The 18,274-nt window shown below is 70.7% G+C and carries 15 protein-coding genes; 10 read left to right on the top strand and 5 right to left on the bottom strand.

Annotated features, from left to right (window positions below; genetic code table 11):
* Positions 1–487: 487 nt before the first annotated feature.
* Positions 488–964, bottom strand: a complete 477-nt coding sequence (locus AAC944_RS02745) for a flavoprotein (protein WP_368396790.1) — start codon at positions 962–964, stop codon at positions 488–490.
* 311 nt (positions 965–1,275) lie between these two features.
* Complete coding sequence (locus AAC944_RS02740; RefSeq protein ID WP_078888220.1) at positions 1,276–2,553, bottom strand: helix-turn-helix domain-containing protein; 1,278 nt, start codon at positions 2,551–2,553, stop codon at positions 1,276–1,278.
* 173 nt (positions 2,554–2,726) lie between these two features.
* Between AAC944_RS02740 and AAC944_RS02735 the strand changes: the two genes are divergently transcribed.
* Positions 2,727–3,197, top strand: a complete 471-nt coding sequence (locus AAC944_RS02735) for an ATP-binding protein (RefSeq protein ID WP_063759848.1) — start codon at positions 2,727–2,729, stop codon at positions 3,195–3,197.
* A 262-nt stretch (positions 3,198–3,459) separates the two neighbouring features.
* Here the strand turns inward: AAC944_RS02735 and AAC944_RS02730 are convergent, their stop codons facing one another.
* Positions 3,460–4,170, bottom strand: coding sequence for a TVP38/TMEM64 family protein (locus AAC944_RS02730; protein WP_030607095.1), 711 nt, complete (start codon positions 4,168–4,170; stop codon positions 3,460–3,462).
* A 448-nt stretch (positions 4,171–4,618) separates the two neighbouring features.
* On the opposite strand from AAC944_RS02730, the gene tuf reads away from it, so the two are divergent.
* The 3 genes from tuf to AAC944_RS02715 all read left to right on the top strand — a co-directional run bounded on the left by tuf (position 4,619) and on the right by AAC944_RS02715 (position 8,286).
* Positions 4,619–5,869: an elongation factor Tu gene (gene tuf, locus AAC944_RS02725; RefSeq protein ID WP_051871267.1), complete on the top strand. Its 1,251-nt coding sequence runs from the start codon at positions 4,619–4,621 to the stop codon at positions 5,867–5,869.
* Between the two features lie 361 nt (positions 5,870–6,230).
* On the top strand, positions 6,231–7,130 hold the full coding sequence (locus AAC944_RS02720; RefSeq protein ID WP_030607098.1) for a patatin-like phospholipase family protein: 900 nt from the start codon (positions 6,231–6,233) through the stop codon (positions 7,128–7,130).
* 265 nt (positions 7,131–7,395) lie between these two features.
* Positions 7,396–8,286, top strand: a complete 891-nt coding sequence (locus AAC944_RS02715; protein WP_051871268.1) for a spermidine synthase — start codon at positions 7,396–7,398, stop codon at positions 8,284–8,286.
* A 45-nt stretch (positions 8,287–8,331) separates the two neighbouring features.
* Here AAC944_RS02715 and AAC944_RS02710 read toward each other — a convergent pair whose 3' ends face one another.
* A complete protein-coding gene (locus AAC944_RS02710; protein WP_078888221.1) occupies positions 8,332–9,708 on the bottom strand; it encodes an MFS transporter in 1,377 nt (458 codons plus the stop codon).
* Between the two features lie 100 nt (positions 9,709–9,808).
* Positions 9,809–10,834 carry a DUF8017 domain-containing protein gene (locus AAC944_RS02705; RefSeq protein WP_030607105.1) on the bottom strand — a complete coding sequence of 342 codons (1,026 nt, stop codon included), beginning with the start codon at positions 10,832–10,834 and terminating at the stop codon, positions 9,809–9,811.
* Positions 10,835–11,048: 214 nt separating this feature from the next.
* Between AAC944_RS02705 and AAC944_RS02700 the strand changes: the two genes are divergently transcribed.
* The 6 genes from AAC944_RS02700 (at position 11,049) to AAC944_RS02675 (ending at position 18,267) form a co-directional block, all read left to right on the top strand.
* Entirely contained in the window at positions 11,049–11,501 is a 453-nt protein-coding gene (locus AAC944_RS02700; protein ID WP_030607107.1) for a DUF4442 domain-containing protein, read from the top strand.
* 889 nt (positions 11,502–12,390) lie between these two features.
* Positions 12,391–13,566, top strand: a complete 1,176-nt coding sequence (locus AAC944_RS02695; RefSeq protein WP_030607110.1) for an ATP-grasp domain-containing protein — start codon at positions 12,391–12,393, stop codon at positions 13,564–13,566.
* Positions 13,567–13,719: 153 nt separating this feature from the next.
* Positions 13,720–14,934, top strand: coding sequence for a radical SAM protein (locus AAC944_RS02690; RefSeq protein ID WP_078888223.1), 1,215 nt, complete (start codon positions 13,720–13,722; stop codon positions 14,932–14,934).
* A gap of 11 nt (positions 14,935–14,945) precedes the next feature.
* On the top strand, positions 14,946–16,160 hold the full coding sequence (locus AAC944_RS02685) for an ATP-grasp domain-containing protein (protein WP_037771033.1): 1,215 nt from the start codon (positions 14,946–14,948) through the stop codon (positions 16,158–16,160).
* Entirely contained in the window at positions 16,157–17,014 is an 858-nt protein-coding gene (locus AAC944_RS02680) for a sulfurtransferase (RefSeq protein WP_438272779.1), read from the top strand. The genes AAC944_RS02685 and AAC944_RS02680 overlap by 4 nt, the downstream gene beginning before the upstream one ends.
* 2 nt (positions 17,015–17,016) lie before the next feature.
* Complete coding sequence (locus AAC944_RS02675; RefSeq protein WP_030607121.1) at positions 17,017–18,267, top strand: MFS transporter; 1,251 nt, start codon at positions 17,017–17,019, stop codon at positions 18,265–18,267.
* The last annotated feature ends 7 nt before the right edge of the window (positions 18,268–18,274 follow it).

Raw genomic sequence — 18,274 nt, 5'->3', positions numbered from 1 at the left:
GGAATTCGGGGTGGCGGCCGTCGTGCGTGCGGCCGCTGTGCGTGCCGGTTCAGGAAGTCGGTCGTGGTGGTGGTCGTCGTCCTCAGGCTGGCCCTTTGCTCTGGCTCGGCTTGTGCAGCATCAGGCGACCCCGGAGCGCGACACGGGACGCGGGGCGCGAACGCGTGCAGACGCACGTGCGGGTCACTGATGGCACAGCTGGTGATCGGGTGGCTCGTGGGCGGGCTAGGGCGCGATCTTGCGCCGGTCGTAGGGCAGCGTAGCGTCCCGAAGTGATCGACAGGCGATCGGCCCGGCCCTCGCGCGGGGCGCCTCCCGGCCCGGCACCGGTCAGACATCGGCCCGGAACCGGTCCGGTACCGGACCGATCGGGGTTACCTCCGGTACGCCGGGGGCCCGGCGGGGCCCGCCGGGCGCGGGCCTTCGGCGGGGCGCGGGCCGACGGGTGTGCCCCGCCGGCCCGGCCCCGCCTCGGCGGCCCCGCGGCCTAGCGTCGTTCCAGTGCCGGGGCCAGCAGGTCGAGTGCCTGTTCCCAGCGGAAGTGGACGCGGCCGCCGCCCGTGCCGGGCTGGTGCGGGGCGTAGTCGCCGAGCAGGACGCCCATGCGGCGCAACCGGGCCAGGCTCTGCGCGTATGCGGGATGCGCGGCTTGCGCGGAGTTCAGGTAGGGCAGCGCGGCGATGGGGATGCCGAAGCCGTGTGCCTCGCACAGGATGCCCAGCGCGAGGGTGTCGGAGATGCCCTGGGCCCACTTGTTGATCGTGTTGAACGTCGCCGGGGCGACCGCGATCGCGTCGGCGGGCGGCAGCGGGCGCGACTCGCCCGGCGCACGCCATGCCGACCGTACGGGATAACCGGTCTGGGCCTCGATGGCGGCGGCGTCGATGCACTCCCGGCCGCGCGGCGTGGCGATGACGCCGACGCGCCAGGTGCGTTGCAGCGCGGGCGTGATCAGCTTGGTCACGTCGTCGGCTATGCCCGCCGCGCAGAGGACGACGTACAGGAAGGGATTCCGGCCCGTCGTGGAAGGCGTAGGAGCCGCGCCGGGAGCCGAGGTGCGAGCCGTGCTGCCACGGACCACCCACCCCGCCTGCCCGCCGGCTGCCTCCGTCCCGCCGGCCGTCTGCGGTCCACCGGTCGCCGGTGCCTCCGTCCCGCTCCCGGCCGACGGTAGCTCCGCCTTACTGTCGGCCTCCGCATGGTCGTCGGTCCCCGCCTTTTCCCGGCCGCTCCCTTCACCACCGGTCGTGCTGCTGCTGCGGCTGTCCTGCTGGATCACGCCTGTGCTCCCAGGCGGCGGCTGAACAGGTGCAGCTCGGGGAGGGCGCGGTGGCGGTCGCGCGCGGCCATGTCGGCAACCATCTCGCGCACGGCGGGCCGGCGGATGTCCTGGGATGCGCAGCGCTCGGCGATCCGCAGCGCCTGGAAGGCGTCGGCGAGCTTGCCCTGCTGGCTGTAGGCCCGGGCCACGTCCACCCACAGGCCCGCGCGCCGCTCCGGTACGGGGATGTGTCGGCGCATGAGGGGGCGCGCGGCCTCCAGCGCCTGCCCCGCGTCACCGAGCGAGACGGACGCGCTGACGGTGTGCAGCTCCACGTTGGTGGGGCTGAAGTTGGCCCAGGCGTCCGGCCGGTCGTGGGCGACGTACCGCGCGACCTCGCGCGCCTCGTCGAGGAACTCGCGGGTCGCGGCCCGGTCGCCGCTGCTGCTGGCCGCGGTGACACCGCGCAGCAGCATCAGCCCGAGTGCGGCCAGATACTGCGCCGGGCGCCGGTCGTAGGACCCGCAGAGCTGGTCAGCGGTGTGCCGGACGATCGCCACCGCTTGCGCGGCGTGCTTCTCGCGTACCAGTACGTGCGCGTGGACGCGGACACTGGACGCGAGCACCACCGGGTCTCCGGAGCGCTCGGCCTCCGCCATCGCGCGGCCGACCGCGAGCCAGGCGTTCCCGTGGTCGCTCTGCTTGAGCAGCAGGCCGACCGCGGTCTGGTACACGGTGGCAAGGAGGCCGGAAAGATGCGGAACGTCGGCCGAATTGTGTTCGGCCGCGTTCCGCAGATCGGCGATCACGCCGGGGATGTCGCCCTCCAGTTCCTTGTAACTGCAGGTGCTGAACAGCCGGCGGACGGCGGCCACCCGTTCCTTCAGCTCGGCGAGTTTCAGTACCGGCCTGGCGGGCGTCTTGCCCGGGCCGGGGAGGAGTGAACGGACCAGGTCGTCGTGGGCGACGGGGGCCGGTACGTCGGGCGTCGCGAGCGCAGCGATGCTCGCGGCGAGGAAGGTGCGGCGGTACATGTCCTCTGCCTCAGGGTCGGCGGTGCTTGCATCCGGGGAGGCAGCAAGGCCGAGACTGTCCAGCGGAATACCGAGAACCTGTGCGACTTCGCGCAACAATCGGGTGTCTTCGGTGCCCCGGCCGCCTTCCAGGCGGCTCACTTTCGACTGGTGATAGCCAAGGGCTCTGGCGACATCCGCTTGCGAGCGCTTCTTCAGCACTCGCGCCCGGCGGATCACCTCGCCCAGCCTCTTCGCTTCACTTTGTGCGTCGACCATGTGTGCCACGGCCCCTTTGCCGTCGCCGATCCTGACTGCTCAACCGAGCGTAATGAAACCATAATCGAGAGTGATGCAACTCCTGCATAAGTCATGCGGCGGCGACGTCCGATCTGGCCACCACGGCCGTTTCGCTGCTTGCCTGAGTTGCCCACTCAGTCAGGAGGCCACTCATGCAAGCGCACGGGCTCAGCTTCTCCGTGCCTGGTACGCCCGCCGCCGCAGCAGCAGCGCGGCGCCGGGTAATGAGCGACTTACGGAACTGGAGCGTGCAGTTCGACGCCCAGTCACTCCAGAACGTCGAACTGGTAACCAGCGAATTGATCACCAACGCCGTCCAGCACGCGGGCGGTGACTCCGTCGCCGTCAGCGCCCGGTTGCACGGTGAGGTCCTGCTGATCGAGGTTTCCGACTCCAGTACCGAGCTGCCGAGCGCGTGTCTCGCGGACCTGGACGACGAGGGCGGGCGAGGGCTGTTCCTCGTCGCGGCGTTATCCGTCGACCACGGTGCCGAGCGGACGCCGACGGGCAAGCGGTGCTGGGCGGAGGTCGCGGTCAGCTGGGTGCCGCGTACGGGCGCGCCGGCCGGGGGCGGCGCATCGGCGCAACTCGCCTGCGAAAGGGGAATGGCTCGTACCGCATAGGCGATTGACCGGAACTGAATGAGTTTTACTCAGGAGCGGTCATCGGTGAAGCCTTCGCGGATCGAGATGCGGGGAATTGACGGGTGGCGCCCCGAGCATGAGCCGTAAGCAAGGGGAAGCGCATCGACATCTGTGGTGCGGCGCACTGTGTCGCGGTTCACAAATGCAGATGTCGATGCATGCGCCGGACGCATCCGCTGATGCACATGCATCCGCAGTCGTCCTTTACCCGCCAGGGTCAGGAATCCGATACCTGCCAGGGTCAGGAATCCGAATTACCGCGCAATGCGCCGCGCTTCCACCAGGCGACGGCGACCGCTGCCAAACCCGTGACGGCGATGAAGCCCATCGAGATCAGAAATGCGGGCGACGTGGGAGTGGACGCCTGGGCACCGGCCACGACGTACGCGGCGGTGTTCGGGATGCTGCCGAGCCCCGTCGCGAGGAGGAACGCCGGCCACCGCATACGGGACACCGCGGCGCAGTAGTTGGTCGCGGCGAAGGGCAGGCCGGGGAAGAGCCGGATCGCCAGCATGGAGCGGAAGCCGTGCCGGCTCAACTGCCGGTCGGCGGCGGTCAGCCAGCGGGCACGCAGCAGCGGCCGCAGCGCGTCCTGGCCCAGCAGCCGGCCGAGACCGAACGCGAGCCCGGAACCGAGCACCGTGCCCAGCAGCGCAGCCGGTGTACCGATCTGGGCGCCGAAGAGCGCACCGGCCGCGGCGTTCAGCACGGGGCGCGGGACGAAGGCCGTGGTGCACAGGCCGTACGCGACGGTGAAGAGCACCACGGCTGTCCCGCCGGACAGTTGGGGCGGCCACCCGTGGGCGAGCAGGCGCTGCGGCTGCCATACGACCATGGCGATCGCGGCGCAGGCGAGCAGGACGACGAGCAGTCCCAGCCGGGACCAGGGCGACAGGAGGAGCCGCGTACAGCGCACGGCGAAGGCGTCGGGCGGGGCAGCGGAGTCGAGCATCAGGGGAGCGTAACCGAACCGGGTGTCAGAACGGTGTAATAAGTGTGTACGGGTGACCGGGCGTGAGGGACGAGGCGGGGGTCGCTGCGACACGCCGGCTGCCAGGGACCCGTGCAGCGCAAAAATAGGTCGACGTGGCGGCGTCCGCCCGCGATCCTTTGTGCCATGAACCGGTTTGCCTTCCACGCGCTCAGGTCCGCTGCCGCGGACGCGCCGAAGGCTGCCGTCATTCCTCATGCCGCTGCCGTGGCAGCCGTCTCCTGCGCCGCACTCGGCGGCGTCCGAAGCTGACCCTTCCCGGATCGTCCGGCGGGCCCCGCAGGGGGAGGGTCGGCCAGGCCAGGGGTCCGTACGGCGGTCGTGAGCCGCCGCCGTCGCCGCAGCGTCGCAGCACCGCGTCACCGCAGGCCGTCACGCCTGCCCGGGCGCGCGAGGAGACCTCAGACCCATGTCCCAGACCCAGAACCGGGCGAACAGCCCCAAGCCGGCCTACCTGCGTACCAAGCCTCACCTCAACATCGGCACGATCGGCCATGTCGATCATGGCAAGACCACCCTGACCGCCGCCCTCACCAAGGTCCTCAGCGACCGCGGCAGCGGTACGTACGTCCCGTTCGACCGCATCGACCGGGCCCCGGAGGAGAGCGCCCGCGGCATCACCATCAACATCGCGCACGTCGAGTACGAGACGAGCACACGGCACTACGCGCACGTGGACATGCCGGGCCACGCCGACTTCATCAAGAACATGGTCACCGGCGCCGCGCAGCTCGACGGCGCGATCCTCGTCGTCTCCGCGCTCGACGGGGTCATGCCGCAGACCGCCGAACACGTGCTGCTGGCCCGGCAGGTCGGGGTACGTCACCTCGTCGTCGCCCTCAACAAGGCCGACGCCGGGGACCCCGAACTCACCGACCTGGTGGAGCTGGAGATCCGCGAGCTGCTGGCGGCGAACGGGTACGACGGTGAGCACGTACCGGTCGTCCGCGTCTCCGGGCTGCGCGCCCTGCAGGGCGACCCGCGCTGGACGGCGGCCATCGAGGCGCTGCTCGACGCGGTGGACACGTATGTGCCGATCCCGGAGCGCTACGTGGACGCGCCGTTCCTCCTCCCGGTGGAGAACGTCCTGACGATCACCGGGCGGGGCACGGTCGTCACGGGCGCGGTCGAGCGGGGCAGCGTACGCAAGGGCGACCGCGCGGAGATCGTGGGCGCGGCGAATGCGGCGGACGCGGCGGGGCCGATGACGGGGCCGGGCGCGCTGTCCGTGGTCACCGGCCTGGAGACCTTCGGGAAGCCGATGGAGTACGCGGAGGCGGGCGACAACGTGGCGCTGCTGCTGCGCGGCGTGGCCCGCGACGCGGTCCGCCGTGGCCAGGTGATCGCGGCGCCGGGCAGCGTCACTCCGCACCGCACGTTCACCGCGGACGTCTACGTGCTGTCCGCGGAGGAGGGCGGCCGGCGGACGCCGCTGACGACCGGCTACCGGCCGCAGTTCTACCTCCGGACGGCCGATGTGGTCGGCGAGCTGGACCTCGGGGAGCGCGGCAGCGCCCGCCCCGGGGAGACCGTCCACGTGACCGTACGGCTGGGCCGCGGCCTGCCGTTGGAGCCCGGCCTCGGCTTCGCCATCCGCGAGGGCGGCAGCACGGTCGGCGCCGGCACGATCCGCAGCGTGCTCCCGGAGGCGCGCCGGTAGCCGCCGGTAACGTCGGCGGAGCCGGTGACGCCGGTAGTGCCGACGAGGCCGGTGGCGCCGATGACGCCGGTGGCGCCGGTGATGCGGCGGAGCCGTCCCGAACCCGGCCCGGCCCCTCTCGGACCGTGCCCCGAGCGCCGGTACCGTGCGGCCACACGTGCACCTGCACACCCGCGTTCACGTGCAGTTTCTTGTGCGAGGGCGCGGGTGTCCGGGCGTGCGTGCCGGGTCCGGATGGGGCCTGTCGAAGGCGCGTTCTCGATGGAAGACTGCACGTCCGGCGGACCCGTGGAGCACGGGTCCGCCGGACCATCGAGAAGTCGAGAAGTGTCGGACGATCGACGAACGGAGAGCGGCACGCATGGCGGGTACGGCGTTGGTGCTGGGCGGTGGCGGGCTCACGGGCATCGGCTGGGAGATCGGGATGCTCGCCGGACTGGCCGAGGCGGGGGTGAACCTCTGCACGGCCGACGTCGTCATCGGCACGTCCGCGGGATCCCTGGTCGGCGCGCAGCTCACCTCCGGGCAGCTGACGTTGGAGGAGCTGTACGAGCGGCAGCTGGCCGGGCCCTCGGGAGGCCCGTCGGTCGGTGCATCCGCAGGCGCCGTCGGCATCGCACAGGGCGGGGGCGCGCCGGCCCGGATGGGCGCCGTGTCCATGGCGCGGTTCGCGGCCATCGCGCTGCGGTCGCGGGACGCGGTGGCCTTCGGCGCGCGGATGGGGCGACTGGCGCTGGCCGCCCGTACGGGGCCGGAGAACACCCAGCGTGCGGTGATCGCCGGGCGGTTGCTCTCGCAGGAGTGGCCGGCCAGGCGGCTGATGATCACGGCGGTGGACGCGTACACGGGGGAGCGCAGCGTCTTCGACGGCGGCAGCGGAGTGAAGCTGGCCGACGCGGTCGCCGCGAGCTGCGCGGTGCCCGGGGTCTGGCCGCCCGTGACGATCGGGGACCGGCGGTGGATCGACGGGGGCGTCCACTCGTGCGCGAACGTGGACCTCGCCGCCGGGTACGGGCGCGTCGTCGTGATCGCCCCGATGGCGTCGGGCGGTGGCCCCGTCGCCACGCCCCGCTCGCAGGCCGCGCGGCTGGTGGCGGACGGCGCGGAGGTACTGGTCATCACGCCGGACCGGGCCGCGCGGGCCGCCTTCGGGCGTAACGTCCTGGACCCGTCCAAGCGCGCCGCGGCGGCCCGCGCCGGCCGCACCCAGGCCGCGGCCCACGCGGCTGAGGCAGCACGGGTGTGGTCGGACGGGAACTGAAGCTCCGGCCTCAGCCTCGCGCTTGCGTGGGTTCCCCGGTAGCCGAGTCTGCGGGGGAGCCGGGCACGCGGGACAGCCGGGCGTGCGTACGCACGGACGGACAGCCGGGTGTGCGTACGGACGGGAAGCCGGGCGCGCGTACGTGGCGTCTGGGGCCGGCACGGGCGTCAGGCGCCGTGGACCGGGACGAACTCCCGGTACGGCAGCCCGGTATGCCAAGCGGCGAACGGTACGGAAGCCGCCCCGCGCACCGCACAATAGGACGGTGGCAGACCGAAACGACACGACGGCAGCCGTCGGCGACCCGACACCCGTCACACCCGTGCCCGTCACACGGGAAGTGGACTGCGGCACGGCCAAGTTGCTGCCGGACGTGGACCGGCCGCGCGCCGTACTGCTGACCGTGGACGGTGCTCCGCAGTCGTACGTGGACCTCGACGAGCCCACGTACCTGGAGTTCGAGTACGCGCGCCGGATCGCGCACGTCCTGGACGCGGCGGCCGAGCCCGGTCGCCCGCTGGACGCGCTGCACCTGGGCGGCGGCGCGCTCGCCCTGCCGCGCTACCTCGCCGTGACCCGGCCCGGTTCCCGGCAGCAGGTCATCGAGGCCGACCGCGGCCTGCTCGATCTCGTACGCGAGCACCTGCCACTGCCGCCGGACAGCGGCATATCGGTGCATGCCGCCGACGCCCGCACCGCGCTGGAAGCCGCGCCGCCGGCCTCCGCCGACGTCGTGGTGGCGGACGTCTTCGGCGGGTCGCGGGTGCCGGCCCACCTGACCTCGGCGGAGTACGCGCAGGCGGCCGGCCGGGTGCTGCGGCCCGGCGGCTGGTACGTGGCGAACCTCGCCGACAGTGCCCCCTTCGCCTTCCTACGGGGGCAGCTAGCCAACTTCACGGCGGTCTTCGCGCGGCTCTGCCTGATCGCGGAGCCGTCGATGCTGCGCGGACGGCGGTTCGGCAACGCCGTCCTCGTCGCGTCCCAGGAGGAGCTGCCGCTGGCGGACATCGCCCGGCGGGTGGTGGCCGACGCCTTCCCCGCCCGCGTCGAGCACGGCCCGCGGCTGCGCCGGCTCATCGGCGACGCGCAGCCGGTACGGGACGCGGAGGCGGTCCCGTCACCGGAGCCACCCACAGGCGCATTCAGCGTGGGGTGACGCTGCCGGTCGTGGCCGTTCGGTGCGGGCCGGCGACACCGGCTCTCAGTGCGGGGTGACGTCGTCGGCCGCCGCGGTGGACGGGAGGCCGGTCACCGGGACCTGGCCGGGCGCCTCGGCCGGAGCGTGGTCCAGCACCTCTGCCGACGCCGCTGCCTCTGCCGACGCCGCTGCCCCCGCCGACTCCGTCGGCTCGGCGGCCGGCGCCGCGTCCGGACGCCGCTTCAGCCACCGCACGTCGCGTACGCACAGCACGGCCGCCGTCAGCAAGGCGATCAGCGCCGAGCAGGCCCACAGCGCGGTGGTACGGCCGATCAGGTCCTGGACCGGGCCGGCCAGGGCCGTGGCCAGCGGGACCATGGCGAGGGAGCCGAGCCAGTCGTACGAGGAGACCCGGGAGAACTTCTCCTCCGGGATCTCCTGGTGCAGCGCCATCATCCACGTCACCGCGAACACCTCGACCGCGATCCCCGCGCCGAACATCACGGCCGTCAGGCCCCCGGCCGGCAGCGGTACGGCCAGCGCGGCGGACGGCAGCGCGAGCGGGAAGACGCACAGCGCCCCCACGCGCAGCAGGTAGCGCGGCTTGTACCGGGTCATCAGCAGCGCGCCGCCGACCGTGCCGGCACCGAACGCCGCGAGCGCCAGCCCCCAAGGGCCCGGGCCGCCGAGGTGCTCCTGCGCGACCAGCGGTCCGTACACCGCCTCCGCGGCCGCCACGACCGCGTTGACGATGGCGAACTGCAGGACGATCGACCACAGCCACGGCCGGGAGACCACCTCCCGCCAGCCGTCCCGGAGGTCGGCGAGCAGACCGTGCCCCGGCTCCCGCGGCGGCACGCCCCGTACGTCGAGGAACGCGCGCAGCAGCCCGGCGAGGGCGAAGGCGGCGGCGTCGACCGCGAGCACCCAGCCGGGGCCGACCGCCGCGATCAGGGCACCGCCGAGCGCGGCACCGCCGATGTTCGCGCCGTTCATGCCCATGCGGAAGAAGGCGAAGGCACGGCCGGAATGCTCACCGGAGACGCTGGCCAGCACCATGCCCTCGGCGGCGGGCGCGAAGAACGCCTGGCCGGTGCCGCCGAGCGCGGACAGCAGCGCCATCTGCCACAGCGTCGGCTCTCCGGTCAGCACCAGTAGCGCGAAGGCGCCCTGGGAGACACAGTTCAGGACGTTGGCGGCGACCATCACGCGGTGCCGCGGCAGCCGGTCGGCGACCGCGCCTCCGACGAGGAGGAAGATCACCAGGGGGACCGTACGGGCCGCGGCGACCAGGCCGACGTCGGTCGCCGATCCGCCGGCTTCGAGCACGGCGAACGCCGCCGCGATCAGAGCCCCGGAACTTCCGAGACCGGTGACCACGGCGGCGGCCGTCAACAGCGTGTAATTGCGCCCCGCCCACGCGGGGCGCTTCATCTTCATCACAACAGCATCGCGTTCATCACAACAACATGGCGGGTCAGCACGACAGCATGGCGGTCAGCACCACAGCATGGCGTGCTCGCCCGGAGGCGTCACTCGGTTATTCGAGCGGCCGGAGGGAGCTCATGATCTTCTTGACCGTGGCCTCGTCGATCTCGCCCTTGACGTCCTTGGCAGCGTAAAGGATCCAGGTCGCGTACTCACCGGTGGTGTCGGTGTACGTGACCGCGTACGCCTTGCCGTCCGAGTCGCACTTGTTGTCCTTCTTCACGCCGGTCACGGTCGCCGTCGACAGCTTTCCGGTGATGCCGTGATCGCTCTTGAAGGACTTGGCCTTGGTGCCCTTGAAGGTACCGGTCTTCTTCTGGTCGTAACCGGCCCAGACCCAGTTCAGGGCCTCGTTCTGGGCGGCCTCACCTTGGCTCTTGGCGCCCTGCGCGCCCTTGACGCCGGTGCCGGCCAGCGAGGCGGTGGACTCGTTGCCGTCCTTGTCCTTGACGGTGCACCAGTCCTCCTTGAAGTAGGCCGGTGCGGTCATCGAGATGAGGGTCTTGGGGAACCCGGACTTGTCCTTCTCGTCCTGGAACCCGGTGTAGGTGTCGGCCGAGGTGGTCGTCCAGTCCTCGGTGGGGACGTCGAACGCCACGTGCCGCTTGGCGTTGACCACCGTCTGCCAGCCCTTGATGACGGGCTTACCGGGCGCGTTCGGGTCGCTGCCGGGCCCGCCGCCCTCGCTCTCGCCGCCCGCCGACTCCGTGGGTTCGGCCGTCGCGGACTCGGACCGGGTGGGCTTCGGGTCGTCATGGGCGACGGGCTTCTTCTCGCCGCCCTGGAGGACGAAGACGCCGGTGACCACGGCGGCCGCCACGACCGCTACCGCCGCGACGATGGCGATCGTCATGGTGGTCTTCTTCTCGTTGCGGCCGTTGTCCTTGGGGGACTGCGGTCCGCCCGGTACCTGCCACTGCGGCTGCGTCGGCTGCTGGTAGCCGTGCGGCTGCTGGTAACCCGGCTGCTGATACCCCTGCTGCTGGTACGGATTCGGCTGTTGGTACCCCGGCTGCTGATAAGGGTTCTGATCCTGCGGGTTCTGCTCGCCCCCGGGCGGCTGCTGTCCTGGCCACATGGGCGCTAACGATAAAGGGCCGAGGTGGGAGGTGTCACAGTTGCCCCGCTGGAGCGTGACAGAACCCTGACGTTCACATGCGCTTCGCGGTGCTTCGGGCGGCTTCGGCACCGCGCCGGCACGTTACCTACGAGGAGCTTTTACGGGGAGGGGCAGGGGAGCGAGGCGGCCACCAGGGTGGCCAGCCGTACTACCCGTCGGTAACATCGCACCCATGACAGTTGAGAGCGCCTCGATGGGCGAAATGCTGGCCGCCGCGGTCCCGATGGTGCGGACCCTGAATCTGGAGTTCGACGAGGTCACCTCGGAGCGTGCGGTGCTCCGGCTCCCGGACCAGCCGGACTTCCACAACCACATCGGCGGCCCCCACGCGGGCGCCATGTTCACCCTGGCCGAGTCCGCCAGCGGCGCTGTTGTCCTCAAGGCCTTCGGTGACCAGCTCTCTCGTGCGGTACCGCTCGCGGTGCGGGCCGAGATCGGCTACAAGAAGGTGGCCAAGGGGCCGGTGACAGCCACGGCGACCCTGGGCCGCCCGGTGGACGAGGTCGTGGCCGAGCTGGATGCGGGCGGGCGCCCGGAGTTCCCGGTCGGTATCGCCATTCAGCGCGAGGACGGGGCCGTCACGGGCGAGATGACGGTCGTGTGGACGCTGCGGCTGAACGACTGAGGGCACACGGAAAGGCTCTCTGAGACCTGCTACCGGGCCGGGCCGTCCCTTCGGCCGCGGCCCGGCTTCTTCGACTGCGGCCGAGTCACCGGCGCGAGACCACGTCTCACGGCTCCCGACGCAGGGCGAAGGGGGCGACCGGCGTTCTGCTCGGGGCGGCCCTGCGGATCATGCGAGCACGGACGTCACCGGCTGACCGGCACGGCCGGGGCGCAGTGGGCAGTGGTCATGCATGCTCCTCGGCGTCCGTGGCGTCCATTCCGTGGCATCCAAGCCGTGGCATCCCTCTCGGCGTGCCGAAGCGTCCAATGATGTGCGCAACGTGCGAACGGATGAAGGGGCCGAACAGTTCGCGGGCCTCGGAGTGCGCGCGATGAGCGTGTGGCATCCGTCTTGAGGCCGGTCCGGGCTCGCCGTGTACGAAGTTGAGCTGCGTTTTCCTTCCTGGGCGCCCCGAGACTGACTTCGACGGCGCCGCCCGTGTTCGAGGCCGTCGTGGAGTTCGGCGTCCTGGGCGGCCTGGCGCGCCGAAGCCGACTTTGCGAAAGCGTCGTCGCCGAGGCTCCGCAGCTCGACGTGGCGGGACACGATTCCTGGCGGGGCGAGGTCTCCCCATGATGCGCGAACGAATCGACGCAGCAGGTCGAGCCGGTGCCAGGGTGCGAACGACCGAGAGGCCGGGGTTATTCCGTGATGCATGTGATACTCGTCACACGACGTTGACGACGTGTGAGCGTCGGTGCGAACTTGACGCTCGTGGAGCGGCTCGAACTGCGGTCGCCGCGGGCGTACCGGGTGGCCTGCGATTCGTTTCGTTCCGCGTTCAATGACTCAGGGGATTCGGGGGGCTGACGATGTGCTGCTGTATACAAGTTCAAGAGACGTCGTCGTGACCCTGGTGATCGTCGGGGCCAATCCGACGGTGGCCCGTGCGGCCGCCGCCCTCCCCGCCGACGTCATCCACGTGCAACTGCCGGACGCGCCGGCGCTTGACCTCGACGACCTGCAGGCCCGGGGGACCCACCGGATCTTCACGGTCGATTACCAGGACCGCGCCGCCTTCACCTCATTCATCGACGAGGTGCTCCATCCGCTGTCGCCATCGGCCGTCGTTTCCCTCACGGAGCTCGGCCTGGAGCCGGCGGCGGCCGCAGCAGAACGCCTCGGGGCGAAAGGCGTGGCGGCGAGTGTCGTCAGAGGCACTCGCGACAAGCTGGAAATGCGGCGCATCCTTGAACGGAAAGCGCCTCACCTCAACCCGGCCTTCGCGCCAGGCGACGACACCGTCGCCGTGGAGCGGCTGTTCGCCGCGCACGCGCGGGTGGTGGTCAAGCCGGTCGACGGAGCCGGCAGCGCTGCCGTGGCGCTCGTCGAGCGCCTCGAGGAGCTTCCGCAGGACCGCAGGACTGCGGCCACGCTCCTCGAACAGTACGCAGACGGCCGGGAGTTCAGTGTCGAAGCGATGTCCTCAGGAGGGCGACACACCCTCGTGGGCATCGCCGAGAAGGGGACGACGGACGGCTTCGTGGAGGTCAGCCACATGATGCCGCCGCCCTCCCTGGATCCCGCCCGGCATGGGCTGGTGGAGCAGGCCGTCAGGGAAACCCTCGATGCCGTAGGCCTGACGGACGGCCCGAGCCACACCGAGATCAAGATCGACGGTGACAAGGTCATCGTCATCGAGACCCACAACCGCCTCGGCGGGGACGGACTCGCCGATCTGGTGCTGCTCACCACCGGCGTCGACTGGCGCCGCGCCGCCCTCGGCTGGGCCGTCGGCGAGGGACTCCAGCGCGAGACGCCCGCAGCCGCCGCAGCGGCGACCGTATTCTTCACCGCGCCTCCCGGCCGGGTGACGGCCGTCGCGCCGAAGCCTTCGTTGCGGCACGGATCCATCGGGCTGTGGGACGTGCTGGTGCGCCCCGGAGATGTGGTGCAGCCACTCCGGTCTTCCGCGGACCGGCTGGGGATGGCTGTCCTGACCGCGGCGAGCACCGCGGAGTGCGTTGCGGCCGTGGCGGAGCTGACGGCCCTCCCGATCATCACTTCCCGGCCCGCTCTCTGAACCCCAGGCCGGGCGCCTGACCGCGGGCAGAGCCTGCCGCGTTCCCGCTCTGCCCGCCTCTCTTCCTTCTGTCGATCCATCATGCGAGGGGGACACATGTCTGCCGAGAACACGCCGATTTCTTACGATTTTCACGGTGACGCGCCTTTTACCGTGCCTTTCACGGACCTCAAGCCTGAGGACATCCATATCTACCTCGATCTGGACACCAAGGTCGGGAAGAACACCTGCGGGCAGAAGTGCACGCACTGCTGGTTCGTCAACTACGAGAAGGTGCACGACAAGTCGTTCGCCATGGAGGAGGGGCCGCAGATCCTGGCGGGCCTCCAGTCGCACGGGTACCACGTCTACCCGCGCTACGTGGACAGCTTCGCGTACGACGGAGAGTTCATGCGCCTCTACGGCCCCGCCAACAACCGGGAATTCCGGCAGGAGTCCGACCACAAGCCCACGGAAACGATGGAGAAGGGCGACGCCTGGACCAGTGGGCGCCCGCTGCTCGCGGACAACTGCACAGAGCTCCTCGACCTCGCCCGGGAGTGCGGTTACGGCACGATCTCCATCACCTACCACGGCGTCATCGACGAGAACCTCACCGTGGTGGACGACGGCAGCTACCCGATCAAGGGGGTCTTCAGCGGCGCGAACACCGAGGAGGTGGTGCGCCGGATCGAGGACTACAACAAGCGGTACCGTGCCGGCCTGCCGCAGGACGCCGAGATCACCGACGCGTTCCGCATCAACATCGGCGTCACCGTCGGTCGCCACAACCACGGCCGCGAGTCCCTGGAGCGGTACGCCCGCTACTTCAACAAGCTGGGCGTCGAGACCGTACGGTTCAACAACTTCACCGACCACGGTGGGCGCCATCCCGAGCTCCGCCTGAGTCGCGAAGAGATCGAGCAGGCCTACCGCGACTTCAAGTGGCTGCACGAGAACGTGGAGCTGAACTTCCAGCTCGGCGTCAGCGAGGACTTCGGCACCTTCGGCATCAAGGTCATGGACTTCCCCGGACACGTCGGCTGGTGCCGGGCCGGCCGTCAGCTCTTCGCCGTCATCCCCACTCAGGAAGAGGTCCTGTCGGAAACCGCGGACGAGCGCCGCGAGAAGATCGGGGACATCGTCGGCTGCGTCAACACCTTCGAGCCCCACCTCGGGACCCTTGTGCGCACGGTCACTGACGACGGCCGGCAGGCGCGCTACGACCTGGAGTTCGATGAGGAGAAGATCGAAGCCTTCACGGCAAAGCGGCTGTCCGGCGCCTACAAGGACGGCTGCTTCGCCACGGAGCTCTCCGAGGAGATGGGGCTGGTGTCACGCGTTCCTGCGCGGCGCCGACTGCCCCTCCTCGTCGACGCGAAGGCCTGAGGACGGCAACCATGCGCTACGTCCTCGTCTTCGCCAAGACGCCCCACGCCAAGACCCCCTACGACCGGTGGCTGGCCGGCTCGGGCATCGAACCGATCATCCTGACCACGACGGAGTTCGCGGCAGGCTACGCCCATCTGCCGCATGTGCACGCCTTCGACGACTACGACACCAACCAGCTCGTCGAGAAGACGGCGCTGGGACTGGCCCGCGCCCATGCGGTCGAGGCGGTCTTCGCCCGAGCCGAGGCAGATGTGGTGCGGGCCGCCCAGCTGCGGGACCTGCTGGACCTGCCGGGGCAGCGGACCCCGAGCGCACTCGCCTTCCGCGACAAGGTGGTCATGAAGGACCACCTTGCCGGCGGGGCGGTGGAGATTCCCGCCTACCGGCTCCTCGACTCGGCCTACACCGCCGTGGAGTTCATTGCAGAGCACGGCTACCCAGTGGTGATCAAGCCCGTGTCGGAGTCGGGCTCGCTGGGTGCGAACATCATCCGTGACGAGACGGAACTGAACGCCTACCTCGCCCGTCCATGGCGCGGGACCAGCCAGATCGAGACCTTCGTCCCGGGGCAGATGTACCACGTCGACGGCCTGGTCGTGAACGGCGAAGTGGTATTCGTCCACCCCTTCCGCTACCTCAACGACTGTCTGTCCTTCCGGGCCGACGCATGGATGGGCAGCCTGCCGCTGGCACCGCAGGATCCGGCGTACGACCGGCTGGTCAAGGCGGCGAAGACGGTCCTTGCAGAGCTGCCCACCCCGGCGCACACGGCCTTCCACGCGGAACTGTGGATCACTCCCGACGACCGGGTGGTCTTCTGCGAGGTCGCCAGTCGTACCGGCGGCGGTATGGTCAGCGCCGTGGTGCGCCATGCCTTCGGCATCGACCTGGACAAGGAGTGGCTGTACGCCGAGTGCGGCCTGCCCGCCACGCTCGGCACTCCCGCCTACCAGCCCGCCGGCGGGATGTGGATCCCGCCGACCACCGGCGTGCTGGAGCACCTGCCGTCCGGCGGCGAACCGGACTGCGTCCGTGAAGTGTCGTTGTCCGGGAAGGCCGGCCAGGAGTTCCACGGAGGCGTCAAGTCCGGTCTGTACCTGGCCGGCTATGTCGTGGCCGGTGACACGGAGGACGAGGTGGCCGTCAACATGGACAAGGTCCTGGCCTGGTTCTCCGAACACGTCAGATGGCGTCCCGCCGAGTCCGCAGGAGGCACGCTGTGACCGCCACGAACCCGCCCGGCCCCCTCGTCGACGCCGATTGGCTCGCCGCCCGCCTGGCCGAGCCGGGACTGGTGGTCTTCGATGCCTCGGTAGGGGCCCACCGAGGTGCCGAGCACCGGATTCCGGGGGCGCGGCCCTTCGACATCGACGGTCCGCTGTCCGATCATTCCTCCCCGCTGCCCCACACGATGCCCGGCGCTGCCGCATTCACCGAGGCGATGCGCGCTCTCGGCGTCGACGACAGCAGCACCGTCGTCGTCTACGACGGCGCCGGCATCTACTCCAGCGCCCGGGCGTGGTGGATGCTGCGGGCGATGGGCTTCGACCGGGCCGCCGTTCTCGACGGTGGCCTGCCCGCCTGGACCGCTGCCGGACTCCCGCTCGAAAGCGGAGATCCCGCGCCCACGGGCCGACGCGGCGACTTCACCGCACGGCCCCGCACGGGGCTGATCGTCGGCAGCGACACCGTGAGAGCGGCCCTGGCCGACCCGGGAGCCGGTGTCTTCGATGCCCGCTCCAGGGAGCGGTTCGCCGGCGTGGCCGCGGAACCCCGCCCAGGGCTCCGCGGTGGCCACATGCCCGGCGCCCACAACCTGCCATTCTCCGAGGTCCAGCACGACGGGCGGATGCTCCCCGTACCGGAGCTGCGCGCCGCCTTCTCCTCCCTGGCCGGCGACCGGGAGCGACTGTTCTTCAGCTGCGGGTCCGGCGTGACCGCCTGCGTCCTGGCACTGGCGGCCGAACTGGCCGGGTACCAGGAACTGTCCGTCTACGACGGCTCATGGAGCGAATGGGGCCTGCCCTCGGACCTGCCGGTCACCACCGGAGCGGAGAGCGAGGACGCACGGCCTTGAAGATGCCTTTCTCCGCCAAGTGGCGAACGTTCGCCGGCCTTCCGTCGGGCCTGAAAGCCCTGATCACGCTGTCCTTCGTCGTGGCGCTGGGCAGCTACATGATCACCCCCTTCATCGGAGTACTCCTGGTCGATGGGGTCGGGCTGGACGTACGCCTGGCCGGTGTACTGGTTGCCGCGGCGACGTTCATCCAGTTCGGTGGCAGCATCCTGGGCGGACCGGTCGTGGACCGGCTCGGACTCAAACGGACCATGGTCGTCTCGCTCGCCCTGCGCACCGCGGGCCTCGTCCTGCTCAGCCTGGCTGTCGTGGTGCCCTGGGCCGCGTATCCGGCGGTGGTGCTCGTCTCCATGGGCCCCGCCCTGTACCTCCCGGCGAACAAGGCGTACATCGTCACCTCGGTCGCCGATGATCTGCGCCCGCTGTTCCTCGGTGTCAGCAGCGCCGCCCTGAACGCCGGCATGGGCCTGGGACCGCTCCTCGCCGGCCTGCTGATCGATGCGAACCCGGTGACACTGCTGCTCAGTGCGGCCGCGCTGTTCGGCCTGATCACGGTGGCCCACCAGGTCACCATGCGGCCCGTGACGCCCACCCCTGCCGTACCCGGAAGCCACCCCGACGGCCGGGAACCCGCCCGGACCGGCAGACGCCAGGCGTTGCGCAGCGCCCTGCGTCCAGTGCTGTTCACGTTCGCGGTCTTCTACCTCTATTTCTTCTTCCAGAGCTTCATGGGCCTCTACGCCGCCGGGGTGTCCAACCTCCAGGCACTCGGCTGGGTCATGCTCGTCAACTGCGCCATGGTGGTACTTCTGCAGCCGCCCCTGGCAGGGTGGATCGCACGGGCCAACTACCGTCGGCTGCTCGCCGGGTCCTTCGCGCTGATGGCTGCGGGCATGACCGTGATGTCAATGGGGAACATCCCGGCCCTGCTGGCAGGTACGGCCATGTTCACGCTCAGCGAGGTGTTCCTCTTCCTGCGCTGCGACCTGGAACTCGTCGACCGTGTGCCGGGCAATCCGGCGTTCGCCTTCGGAGTACAGCGGCTGGCCGCCGGCGGTGGTGGGCTGCTCGCCGGCGTCGTCGGCGGCTTCGTGTTCGCCCACTACGAGGAGGCGGGCGAGCTGGGCTCCTTCTGGCTCTTCGTCGCGGTCCAGTGTGCGGTGATGGCCATCGCAGCGCTGCTGCTCGGCGGCCGCCGGACAGCAGCTCAAGCGCAGCCGACCACGGGTACCGAACTGGAGGCGGTGTCGTGACGGAACA

The organism is Streptomyces sclerotialus, from assembly GCF_040907265.1.
GTDB lineage: Bacteria > Actinomycetota > Actinomycetes > Streptomycetales > Streptomycetaceae > Streptomyces > Streptomyces sclerotialus.
This window is presented reverse-complemented; position numbering and strand designations above follow the sequence as displayed.

Bases quoted from the DNA above. Each gene is read 5' to 3' on its own strand.
- AAC944_RS02740 (WP_078888220.1), bottom strand. From the start codon at position 2,553: ATGGTCGACGCACAAAGTGAAGCGAAGAGGCTGGGCGAGGTGATCCGC.
- AAC944_RS02735 (WP_063759848.1), top strand. From the start codon at position 2,727: ATGCAAGCGCACGGGCTCAGCTTCTCCGTGCCTGGTACGCCCGCCGCC.
- AAC944_RS02730 (WP_030607095.1), bottom strand. From the start codon at position 4,170: ATGCTCGACTCCGCTGCCCCGCCCGACGCCTTCGCCGTGCGCTGTACG.
- tuf (WP_051871267.1), top strand. From the start codon at position 4,619: ATGTCCCAGACCCAGAACCGGGCGAACAGCCCCAAGCCGGCCTACCTG.
- AAC944_RS02720 (WP_030607098.1), top strand. From the start codon at position 6,231: ATGGCGGGTACGGCGTTGGTGCTGGGCGGTGGCGGGCTCACGGGCATC.
- AAC944_RS02710 (WP_078888221.1), bottom strand. From the start codon at position 9,708: ATGAAGATGAAGCGCCCCGCGTGGGCGGGGCGCAATTACACGCTGTTG.
- AAC944_RS02705 (WP_030607105.1), bottom strand. From the start codon at position 10,834: ATGTGGCCAGGACAGCAGCCGCCCGGGGGCGAGCAGAACCCGCAGGAT.
- AAC944_RS02700 (WP_030607107.1), top strand. From the start codon at position 11,049: ATGACAGTTGAGAGCGCCTCGATGGGCGAAATGCTGGCCGCCGCGGTC.
- AAC944_RS02685 (WP_037771033.1), top strand. From the start codon at position 14,946: ATGCGCTACGTCCTCGTCTTCGCCAAGACGCCCCACGCCAAGACCCCC.
- AAC944_RS02675 (WP_030607121.1), top strand. From the start codon at position 17,017: ATGCCTTTCTCCGCCAAGTGGCGAACGTTCGCCGGCCTTCCGTCGGGC.